General features: G+C 64.9%; 7 protein-coding genes. 2 read left to right on the top strand and 5 right to left on the bottom strand.

Translation table 11 applies throughout. The features are described from left to right. Positions 1–4 precede the first annotated feature (4 nt). On the top strand, positions 5–952 hold the full coding sequence (locus APH33_RS16635) for an alpha/beta hydrolase (RefSeq protein WP_054886197.1): 948 nt from the start codon (positions 5–7) through the stop codon (positions 950–952). 429 nt (positions 953–1,381) lie between these two features. Here APH33_RS16635 and APH33_RS16630 read toward each other — a convergent pair whose 3' ends face one another. From APH33_RS16630 to pvdM, 5 genes are all read right to left on the bottom strand, one after another. Continuing rightward, the gene (locus APH33_RS16630) at positions 1,382–3,862 is read right to left on the bottom strand and encodes a TonB-dependent receptor (protein ID WP_082433630.1); all 2,481 of its coding nucleotides are present in this window, start codon (positions 3,860–3,862) and stop codon (positions 1,382–1,384) included. An 84-nt stretch (positions 3,863–3,946) separates the two neighbouring features. Continuing rightward, entirely contained in the window at positions 3,947–5,605 is a 1,659-nt protein-coding gene (locus APH33_RS16625) for a cyclic peptide export ABC transporter (RefSeq protein ID WP_054886196.1), read from the bottom strand. Positions 5,606–5,759: 154 nt separating this feature from the next. Then, positions 5,760–6,614, bottom strand: a complete 855-nt coding sequence (locus APH33_RS16620; protein WP_054886195.1) for a formylglycine-generating enzyme family protein — start codon at positions 6,612–6,614, stop codon at positions 5,760–5,762. A 25-nt stretch (positions 6,615–6,639) separates the two neighbouring features. After that, the gene (gene pvdN, locus APH33_RS16615) at positions 6,640–7,929 is read right to left on the bottom strand and encodes a pyoverdine-tailoring periplasmic protein PvdN (protein WP_054886194.1); all 1,290 of its coding nucleotides are present in this window, start codon (positions 7,927–7,929) and stop codon (positions 6,640–6,642) included. After that, positions 7,929–9,287, bottom strand: coding sequence for a pyoverdine-tailoring dipeptidase-like protein PvdM (pvdM, locus tag APH33_RS16610; protein ID WP_054886193.1), 1,359 nt, complete (start codon positions 9,285–9,287; stop codon positions 7,929–7,931). The genes pvdN and pvdM overlap by 1 nt, the downstream gene beginning before the upstream one ends. A gap of 177 nt (positions 9,288–9,464) precedes the next feature. On the opposite strand from pvdM, the gene APH33_RS16605 reads away from it, so the two are divergent. After that, positions 9,465–11,096, top strand: coding sequence for a twin-arginine translocation signal domain-containing protein (locus APH33_RS16605; RefSeq protein WP_054886192.1), 1,632 nt, complete (start codon positions 9,465–9,467; stop codon positions 11,094–11,096). Positions 11,097–11,181: the final 85 nt, after the last annotated feature.

Genomic DNA, 11,181 nt, shown 5'->3' with positions numbered 1-11,181 from the left:
CACCATGCTGCATCCTGAACTTGAAGCTTTTCTCGACCTGGCCGAGGCCAATGCCGGCAACGCGCCGTTCCATCACATGAGCCCCGAGCAGGCTCGCCGAGTCTTCCAGCAGTCTACCGAGCAATTGCGCTGGGCAGCGCCCGAGGGCCTGGCCGTCGAAGCGCTGCAAGCGCCGGGCAGGGACGGTGCGGCCATCCCGCTGCGCCTGTACCGGCCGCCGCAGGCAACGGCCCCGCTGCCGGTGCTGGTGTATTTTCACGGCGGTGGCTTTGTCGTCGGCAGCCTCGACAGCCATGATGGCGTGTGCCGCGAACTGTGCGCACGGGCCGGTTGCGCGGTGCTGGCGGTGGGTTACCGGCTGGCGCCGGAGCACCGCTTCCCGGTGGCCCTGGAAGACGGCCAGGATACCTTGGCCTGGTTGGCCAGCGAGGCTGAACAGTTGGGCCTGGACAGTGCGCGTGTGGCCTTCGGTGGCGACAGCGCCGGCGCGACCTTGGCCACGGTGCTGGCAATCGAAGCGGCGCGCGCGGGGGAGCAGGCGGTGCTCAAGCCTTGCGCCCAGCTGTTGTGCTACCCGGTCACCGATGCCAGCCGGCAGAGTGTTTCGCGTACGCTGTTTGGTGAGGGCTATCTGCTGGAGAGCGATACCCTGGAGTGGTTCTACGACCATTACGCACGCACCCCGCAGGACCGCCACGACTGGCGTTTCTCGCCGCTGCTGGCCGAGGACCTGAGCGGTGTGGCGCCTGCCATCATTGCCTTGGCCGGGCTCGATCCGCTGCTGGATGAAGGCCGGGCTTATGCCGAGCGGTTGCGCGATGCGGGGGTCAAGGTCGAGCTGGTGGAGTTGCCGGGGTTGACCCATGACCTGCTGCGCATGGCTTCGGTGCTGCCGGATGTGCTGCAGGTGCATGAGCGGTTGTGTGCAGTTTTGAGTAGGGTGTTGGGGTAGGGGTGGGGGTGGGGCTGCGGTGTTCGCCTTGAGGTTTGCAGCGCCTGTGAGATCGAGCGCCGCCCGCGCGGCGCATCGCGGGCAAGCCCGCTCCCACATCTGTTTCGGGCCAGTCTCTCCTGTGATGCCAACAGGGACCGCCTTGTTGGCATGGCGATGCATTTCAATGGGCGCTGATGCCGCTTCACCTGTCTCCAGTCATGCACCAAGGCGAATCCTGTTGGCGGCACAGGAGTAACTGGCCCGAAACAGATGTGGGAGCGGGCTTGCCCGCGATGCGCCGCGCGGGCGGCGCTCGATCTCACAGGCGCTGCAACTCTCAAGGCAGGCACCTGCTGCCCTTGCCACACTCTCAATACAGAAAACCAGAATACACAACAAACAAAAAGGGCCGCTAAGCGGCCCTTTCCATGTTCAAGCAAACGCTCTTCAGAAATCGCCCTTGAGGGTCAGCATGAAGTTGCGTGGCTCGCCATAGTAGTTACCCCAACCGGTAGCACCGATGGTGGAGTAGTACTTCTTGTCGAACAGGTTGTTGCCATTGACTGCCACCGTCCAGTGCTCGTCCAGGCGGTATTGCACGCGGCCGCTCCACAGGGTGTAACCCGGCTGCTCGATATGGATGTTGCCCTGGCGGCGGAAGTTGTCGCTCTGGCTGGACACCCCGGCACCGATGGTCCAGCGATCCAGCGCGCCATCGAGCTGGTAGTCACCCCAGACCTTGAGCATGTGCCGCGGAATGAAGCTGGAAGTGAAGGTCAGCTCGGTCGGGTCGGTATCGTTGATGGTCTTCAGGTACTTGGTCTGGGTGTAGGTGTAGCCAGCCAGCAACTGCAGGCGATCGATCGGCGAACCGCTGATCTCGGCCTCGAAGCCCTGGGCGCGCACCTTGCCGCTGTCGGTGTAGCAGTAGCCATCGCTGGAACCGGCACAGACATTCTCGTAGTCGGTTTCGGCGCGGTGGTCTTCGATGGTGCGGAACAGGTTGAACGAGGTGTTCAGCTGGCCGTCGAGCAGCTCGCCCTTGATGCCGAGCTCATAGCTGCCACCGGTCTTGGGCTGCAGCGATTTCCCATCGGCGGTAGTCAGGTTGCCTTGTGGCTGGAAGATCTGCGCATAGCTGGCGTAGGCGGTCCACTGGTCGTTGAGGTCGTAGAGCAGGGCGCCGAACGGGGTGACCTCGCCATTTTCCTGGCTGCGGATATGCTCCCAGGTGTCCCAGCGCTGGGTGTAGGAATCGCGGTTGTTGCGGTACCAGCTGACGCGGGTGCCCAGCACCAGGGTGAGGGGCTCGGCCAGTTTCAGGCGCAGGTTGGCATAGGTGCCCCACTGGGTGGTGGTGGAGTCGGTCGGAAACGGGCCGCCGCGGATGGTGCCGGTCTGGTAGTCGGCCTTCGACGGATGCGGGAAGTTATCCGATGGGTCGAACGGGTTCTGTGTGCCGCTCAAGGCCAGCAGGGCGAAGTAGTCGTGGTTCTTCTGGCGGCTGGCGTTGGCGCCGATGATCAGCTCGTGCTCCAGGCCGAACGCCTCGAATTTACCGTCGATGTAGCTATCGAAACCGTAGTCGTCCTGGTCGTAATCGAAGCGGCCGGAATAGCGGCCCATCGCTCCGGTGGTGGCGCCCACCGGCACCGAGCCTTCGGAATAGCCGTACTCGATGTTCTGGTTGTTGTGGGTGTAGACCGAAGCGAAGTTCAGCGACCAGTCATCGTTGAAGCGGTGCTTGGCGTCGGCGAAGGCGGTGATGCGCTCGCTCTGCAGGTCGTTCCAGCTGGCACCCAGGCAGGTCGAGCGGGACAGCTTCAGGTCGCTGCCGTCGGCATAGCGCGGCAGGCCGTGGTAGCAGGGAGTGGCGTCGACATCCTCGTACGCCAGGCCGAAGCCCAGGGTGGTGTCGGGGGTGACGTCCCAGTCGATGGCGCCGTAGGCAATACGGTCCTGGCGCTTGGAGTTGTCGTAGAAGTACTGCTTGTCCTGCAGCGCCGCCACGGCGCGGCCACGCACGGTACCCGACTCGTTCAGCGGGCCGCCCACGTCCACCTGGCTGCGGTAGTTGTCCCAGCTGCCGGCGGACAGGGTCACGCTGGTGTGGGCCTTGTCCTGGCCACGCTTGCGCACGAAGTTGACGCCACCGGCCGAGGAGCCGGAGCCTTTCATCATGCCGGCCGCGCCCTTGAGGATCTCGACCCGGTCATAGAACGCCATGTCGCTGGAAAAGCTGTTGGCCTGCACGTAGTTGCCGCCCACATCCAGCGGTACGCCGTCGTACTGGTACTGGCCGTCGAGGTTGAAACCGCGCGAGTAGAAGTACTTGCCGCCCATGGGCGAGTCGTAGGTGGTGATGCCGGGCGTCTTGTCCAGCACCTGCTCCAGGGTGTTGAGGTTCTGGTCGTCGAGCATCTTGCGGGTCATGACGGTGACCGACTGCGGCGTTTCCTTCAGGGTATGCACACCTTTGCCAATGGTCACGGCGCGCGCTGCGTACGAGTTGGTCCCCTCACTCGTGGCGTTCAGTGCATTGGCATTGATGTTCAGCGGTCCCAGCTCCATCGCCGAAGACGAACCCGATGCGCCATTGAGGATCACCGTGTGGCCGTCGATCTGGTAGGTCAGGCCGCTGTCACGCAGCAGCAGGCGCAGCGCCTGTTCCGGCTCCATGTTGCCGCGCACTGCCGGTGCGGTGGTGTTGCGCACGGTTTCCGGGCTGTACAGCAGCTGCAGGTCGGCCTGCTTGGCCAGTGTGTTGAGTGCCCCGACCAGCCCTTGAGAAGGGATATTCAGTTGCACGGGCTCGGCGTGGGCGCTCATCGAAGCTGCCAGCGCACAGGCCAGCAGCGACGGGGTGAGCAATGCCAGTGATTTGCTGCGAACCGCCCGGGCGAGCGGCGAAACCGTGGTAATCGACATGCGGATACTCAGTGTTGGCAGATTGACTAGTTATGAGATTTATTTGCATTTATGTGACGTACCGGCTCCCCAGAACCGGAAAGATCAATGTGAAAATTCTGTTAATTCTTCTTCCACCCGCTTGCCGTTGCGCAGACGCAGCAGGTGATCGGCCACGTCGAAGTAGCGGTCGTCGTGGCTGATGACGATGATGGTCTTGCCCAGGCGCTTCAGTTCCGGCAGCAGTTCGGTGTAGAAAATGCGGCGGAACGTCGGGTCCTGGTCGGCGGCCCATTCGTCGAATACCAGCACGGGGCGTTTCTCCAGCCAGGCGTTGACCAGTGCCAGGCGCTTGCGCTGGCCGGTGGACAGGTCGGTGGTGGTGAAGGCGCCGTCACGGATCTGCACCTTGTGCGCGATCTCCAGGCGTTGCAGGTACTTGCCGGCGTCCTCGGGCAGGGCCTGGGCGTCCTGCAGTAGGTCATCGAACAGGTAGTAGTCGGCAAACACAGTGGTGAACAGCTGGCGGTAGTCATCGCGGTTGGCTGCGGTGACCGGCTGGCCATCGAGCAGGATCTCCCCCTGCTGCGGCGCGTACAGGCCCAGCAGGAGCTTGATCAGGGTGGTCTTGCCGCAACCGTTCTCACCGACGATGAACAGGATGTCGCCCTGTTCGATGCGCAGGTTGACCGGCCCCAGCGCGAACGGCGACGCACCGGCGACTGGTGGGAAGGCAAAGCCGACGTCGCGCAGTTCGAGGCTGCGGATCTGCTGGTCCGGCACTTCGGCGGCTGCGAGCAGCAGGTGCGGCTCGGGCGAGGAGAACTGCTGCGACAGCTCGGCAATGCGGCGGAAGGCGATCTGCGCACGGCTGACGATCGGCAGGGTCGAGACCAGGTGCTCCAGCGGCCCTTTCATGTACAGCAGCACCAGCACGAAGCCGCTGGTGACCTTCGGGTCGCTGACCAACTGGGCCTGCTGCAGGGCCAGCACCAGGCCGATGACCACGAAGAACAGCATCGAGCCCAGGCTCTTGGCGATGACGAAGATGTTGATCGAGCGCACGTGGGTATCGCGGATGTAGTTCGCCGTGCGGCTGATGCGTTCGTTGAACATGCGCTGGCGGCGCGGCCGGCTGATGCGCAGTTCCTTGGCACCCGAAGCGACGCCATCGTAGTGCTTCTGCAGTTCGTCTTCGGCTTCGCGCGCCGCATTGAAACCGCGAATGCCGCGGATGCGTGCGATGTACTGCACGGCCGTGCCGATCAGCACGGCAAGCGCGGCGATCAGGAACATCGGCCAGGACAACTGCGCCAGGTAGCCGAGGCAGCCCAGGGTCACCGACAGCGAGATGGCCAGCGGCGCGAAGGCGAAGGCGAAGTCGCTGATGGTGTCGACGTCATGGGTCAGCACCGGGATCAGGCGGTGGCTGCGGTAGCGCTCGATCTGTTCGATCGGTGCGCTGAGCACCTTTTCGCCCAGGTCGCGGCGCAGGCCGGCAATGACGTGCTGGCCGACATAGTTGGTGCCGATGTCCGAGGCGATGGAGGAGGCCAGCGCCACCAGGCAGATGCCGGCGAACGCCAGCACCACGCCCCAGCTCAGGGCGCCGGGGGCATGCAGCAGGTTGTTGATGTTGGCCAGCAGCAAGGTGATGCAGAAGCCGCCGACGATGCCCAGCCCGACGGCAAAGGCGACGATCAGCCGGTAGGGTTTGAGCAAGCCGAGGAGTTCGCGAAGGGCGCCAGGGGTCGATTGGTTCATGCTGAGTTCCTGGTGGATGCGCGGATGCGCTTTGGGGCGCTGTGCGGGGCAGGCGCCGTGCGGGCCATTGCCCTGTGAGGAAGACGTTCGAGAAGTGTTCTTATTTAGGAAGCCCAGGCCGTGGGCCTGGGCAGGTGCAGCTGGGGGGCGCGCTTCAGAGCTCGCGGGCTACCCGGAAGCCCAGCCAGTCGCCGCGCACGTAGGGTTCGCGGTAGTTGCGGTTGCCGGAGCGGGAGAACACCGGCGCTTCGCTGTAGTCATTGCCACGGATGTGGTTGTACTCGCAGCTCGCTTCCATCCAGGCGCTGCCGTCGCTGGGGGCGCCGACGTAACTGTCATGCATGCAGTCGGCAACCCACTCGTAGACGTTGCCATGCATGTCGTACAGACCGAAGGCGTTGGCCGGGAAGCTGCCGGCAGGCGAGGTGTAGTTGTAGCCGTCGGCGGCGCCATAGGTGTTGGCATGCTTGGCGATGCTGTATTCCTTGCCTTCATCGAAGGGGAACGGGAACGGGCCGCTGGTGCCTGCGCGAGCACCGTATTCGCGCTCGGCTTCGCTGAGCATGCGGTAGTGCTTGCCGGTCTTCTTCGACAGCCAGGCGACGTAGGCCTTGACCTCGTCATAGCTGATGCACACCGCCGGCTGGTCGGGGCCTTGCGGGTAGCTGGGCTTGCCGTTGGTGCAACGCCGGCCCGGGCGGTCGTCGCCGTCGGGGAGGGTGACCTTGGCGTCGCGCTGCCAGGCCTCCAGCTGCTTGGCCTGCACCTGGAACTGGCTGATGGCGAAGGGCTTGGCGAAGGTCACGGTGTGCATCGGGCCTTCGTCGGGCTGGCGGCCGACTTCGTCATCGGGTACGCCCATGGTGAAGCTGCCGGCCGGCAGCACGACCATCTTAGGGCAATCCTTGCAGTCCTTGAACGTCTTGCCAGGTGCGTGCGCGTCGGCGGCGAAGGCCGGGGCGCTGGCGAGCAGGGCGGCCACCAGGGCCAGGGGCTTGAACATGTGCATGGCGGTTCTCTTGAAAGGCAAAAGGTCAGGCGAGTTGCGGGGCGAGGATGGCCATCACCCGGTCGATCTCGGCTTCGTCGTTGAGCAGGCTCGGGGCCAGGCGCACCACCGGGCCGACGTCACGGTCCACGGCGTCGCTGATTACCTTGTTGGCCATCAGGTGGCGGGCGACGGCGTCACACGCGCGACCCTCGACGCGGAAGAAGGTGAAGCCTGCGGACAGCTGGCTGCTGCGTGGCGTCACCAGCTGCACCTTGGCGTGCTCGGCGAGGCGCTGCTTGAGGTAGTCGTTGAGCTGGTGCACGCGGGCCTGGACATCGGCCTTGCCCAGTTGCAGGTGCAGTTCGAACGCCTTGCCCAGGGCCAGGCGATGGTCGAAGGCGTGGTAGCCACCGGGGGTCATCAAGGTGCCGAAGTTCTCGCCCTTGGTGAAGGTCGGCAGGCTGGGCACCAGGTACGGCTGCGGCTTTTCTTCGCGGGCGATGATCACGCCGGTGCCGCGTGGGCCGAACAGCCACTTGTGGGTGCCGGCGATGAAGTAGTCGCAGTTGAAGTCGGCGAAGGTCACGTCTTCGATGCCGAAGCCGTGCACGCCGTCGACCACGTAGATGATCCGGTCCTGCTCGTCGCGGCTCTGGTTGAGGGTTTTCACCAGTTCGCCGACTTCGCGGATCGGCAGCTTGACGCCACTGCCGGACTGCACCCAGGTCATGCCCAGCACGCGGGTTTCCGGGCGGATGGCCCGGCGAATATTGCCGAGCATTTCGTCCACCGAGGCCAGTTGCGGCTCCTTGAACAGCTTCACGCGGCGCACCTGGGTACCCATCAGTTGCTCGCGGTAGGCCAGGCGGGTGTTGGTGGAATAGTGCTCGTGGGCGCTGACCAGGATCTCCTTGCCCGGCGCCACCTGCAGGCCGCCGTAGATCATCGACAAACCTTCGGTGGTGCTGCCGGTCAGGGCCACCTGGCCTGGTTGCACGCCGAAGTAGCGACCGGCCCAGGCGCGCACGTCATTTTCATAGCCCCAGAGCTCTTCGCGGTCCCAGTCGACCATTTCGCCCGGGTTCTGGTCCAGCCGCGCACGGAAGCGGGCGATGGCCTCGCTGACCACGCGGGGGTGCGAGGCCAGCAGGAAATTGCAGAAGTGCAGGTAGGCCGGGTCCAGGTCGAACTGCTGGCGCAGGGCCTGCCATTTGTCCTGGCCGGTTTTTGCCGCAGGCGCGGCTGCCAGTGCGGTCTGGGCAAAGTTGCCGGTCAAGGGCAGGGCGGCGGCGAGCAGGCCGGCCTGCTTGAGAAAGCGGCGACGGTCGTTCATCAGCCACGCTCCGCTTGAGTGTTGGCAGCGGGCTTGGCCAGGCGCTGTACTTCTTCCCACACACGCAGGAAGTTGCCGCCCCACAGCTTGGCGATATCGGCATCGGAGTAGCCGCGCTGGATCAGTTCGGCGGTGACATTGCGCGACTCGCCGACATTCATCCAGCCAGTGACGCCGCCACCGTCGTTGAAGTCGGAGGCGATGCCGACATGATCGATGCCGATCTTGCGCACCGTGTAGTCGATGGCGTCGACCATGTCCTTGACCGTGGCGCGGGGCTCTTCGTCGAGGATGGCGTAGAGCGCGCTGGCGTATTCGCCGAACTTCTTCTCGGGCCAGATGGAAATGATCGCGTCACCCGGCATCAGGGCGTTGGCCAGGCCGTTCAGCGGCTGCAGGTCGAAGCGCTTGCGCAGGGCATTGAGCTTGTCCAGGGTGCCCTGGCTCAGGGGCTTGAGGTAGGCCGGGAAGCCCACCACCTGCACCACGCCACCGCTGTGCTTGATCGCTTGCAGCTCGTGGTCGCTGAGGTTGCGCGGGATGTCCACCAGCGCCCGCGGTGCGGAGTGGGAAGCGACCATCGGCGCGCGGCTCAGGCGGGCAACGTCTTCCAGGGCCAGGGTGGACATCTGCGACACGTCGATGATCACGCCAAGGTCGTTGAGCCGACCCACAGCCTGCTCACCCAGCGGCGACAGGCCACCGAGGGCATCGGGGGTGTCGTTGAGGAACGGCAGCGGACGCGAGGAGTCGGCCCAGGCGTTGTTGCCCACGTAGCTGAAGCCGAACATGCGCATGCCGCGTGCGGCCCAGGTGTCCAGGGCATCGAGGTCGTGGCCCAGCGGGTAGGCATTGAGCATGCTGAGGAAGATCGCGAACTTGCCTTCGCCATGCAGGCGGCGGAAGTCGGCGGGGGTGTAGGCGATGGCAACCTGGTTGGGGTAGTCGCGGACCATGCCGGTGAGGATCTTGTAGCGCATCTCCTGCTGTTGGCGCGCTTCGTCGACGAAGGCGGCGGTCGGGCGATGGGGGGCGTTCGGGCCATTCCAGATTTCCGGCCAGCCGAAGATCGTCAGCGCAGCGCCGGAAAGGCGACCGCGGCCGGCCTTGACCAGGTCGAACTGGCCGCTGCCATCCTTGTCGGCCTCCTTGCCTTCGGTGCCGAAGTTCAGCGGCACGGTGATGTGGCTGTCGAAGGAGATGATGCGCTCCTGGAGTTCTTCGGCATGTTTCATCACCTCACGCGGGTAACCGGCCGGCAGGTAGATGAAGAAGTACCAGGCCGCGGCGCCCGCAAGCGCGAGGATCAGCGCCAGGGCAGCGAGGTAGGGGGCCTTGCGCAAGCGTGTCGTGTTCATTGCCATCCCGTTGGTTGCAGGGTCGATGCGGTTGCGGCAGCCGCGATCACGGGGCTTGCCTGTCACGGAGGGACGAGAGCGACAGCGGGAAATTTAGCGACGTGCTGCCGGTAAATTTGCCGGGCGGCGTCTCGTTCTAGCTCGATAGGCGTGGCTGACACGGATACGGATGTGGTGATGAGGTTTTCCAGGCGTGGGTTCATGGTGGGGCTGGCAGTCGCCGGGGCGGCGGGTTCGGCAGCGTGGTATGCACGCCAGCCGCGTGACCATGATGAAAAGCTCAACAAAGATGAGGTCGAGACCCCCGGCGAAGCCACGGTAGAGGCCGCCGCAGGTATCGGCGTGCGCACTGCTGACAAGCTACGCGGCATCTGGGACCTGCGCTTTACGGGTACCGAGGCTGGCCTCGATGGCCTGCCTCTTGAGGGTGTGCAGATGCTCCTTGATGTCGGCCCGACCGGGCGCTCGCTGCGCGGTTTTGCTGACCTCGGTGAACGCCTGCGCGGCGCTGACGAACCGCGCTATCGGGTGCTGGGCGAGCTGGTGAGCGCTGATGCGGGCAAGGTCCGCTGGCGCCTGGTACCGGCGGATAGCTCGGCGCCCAGCCATGAACTGGAGGCCACCCTCGACGAGGTCTGGGCAAGTTGGGGCGAAGCGGGAGCCGGCACCCTGAGCGGGCGTATCCGCCGTATCGATCGGCCACTGCTGAGCACTGAACCGGACAACCATTTCGTCGCCAGCAAGCGTGCCTTCCCCGAAGCACGCCAGGTCACGCCGTTGGCGCCAGCGCTGTTGGCCTGGCTGGTATCGCCCGAGCACCGCCTGTTCCACCAGGTGTGGCACGCCACCCGAGACAAGTGGCATCGGCTCGACGAAGACAAGCGCGACGGCCTGCGCGGCGCCGGCTGGCAGCCCGGCCCGCGTGACGCCGAGCGAGGCGCGCGCGGGCGGCGCAAGCACCTCAACGGTTCGGGTGAAGACTTTTTCTTCATGCACCGGCACATGCTGGCGCACGCCCGCCAGCTGCAGCCCGACCTGCCGAACTGGACGAAGCTGCCGCTGCCGTCACCTTATGTCGAAAGCGACCGGCTGGGCTTCATCCGTTATCAGGAGAACCATGACGGCAATTCGGTGCCGCCGGCGTGGGTCGCAGCGGATGACGAGGAGCTGAGCCAGTGGCTGCATGGGGTCAAGGCGGCGGAGACTTTCTTCAGCAATTTTCAGGTCTGGGAATCGCAATACCAGGACCCGGATTACCTCAGCCGCCTGACCCTGGGGCAGTTCGGTTCGGAAGTGGAGATGAACATTCACGACTGGCTGCACATACGTTGGGCCACGGTCACCCGCGACCCGTCCAACGGCATGCCGGTGCTGGGTGACCGCGAGCAGACGGACTACGCGGCACGCTGGTTCCGTGAGGAAAGCGACTTCCTCGGCGACCCGTTCTCTTCCCATGTGAACCCGGTGTTCTGGCGTTTCCATGGCTGGATCGACGACCGCATCGAGGACTGGTACCGGGCCCACGAGCGCGCCCACCCGGGGGAAGTGCAGCGGCGTGAGGTCAATGGTGTGTCGTGGTTTGCGCCGGGGCGTTGGGTGCAGGTTGGCGACCCTTGGCTTGGGCCGATGACCCATGGGTGTGGGGGGATTTCAGATGCCGGGGGCGGGGCTGGGGAGATGGAGGTTGAGGCGATGAAGCTGGCGCTGCGTATTGCCTTCAGTGGTGAGCGCGATGTTGGCGACCTGCTGCGGCGGACGCCGCGCAGGCCTTGGTATGCGCGGCATATGAAGTTGCCGGAGGGGGTGTGATATGGCTTTTGCGCGGGAGAGTTGTGTAGTGGCTTACAGGTGTTCGCCACAACATTTTCAGCGCCTTTGAAATCGAGCGCCGCCC

Origin of the sequence: Pseudomonas sp. NBRC 111130, from assembly GCF_001320485.1 — a bacterium.
Classification (GTDB): Bacteria; Pseudomonadota; Gammaproteobacteria; order Pseudomonadales; family Pseudomonadaceae; genus Aquipseudomonas; species Aquipseudomonas vlassakiae.
This window is presented reverse-complemented; position numbering and strand designations above follow the sequence as displayed.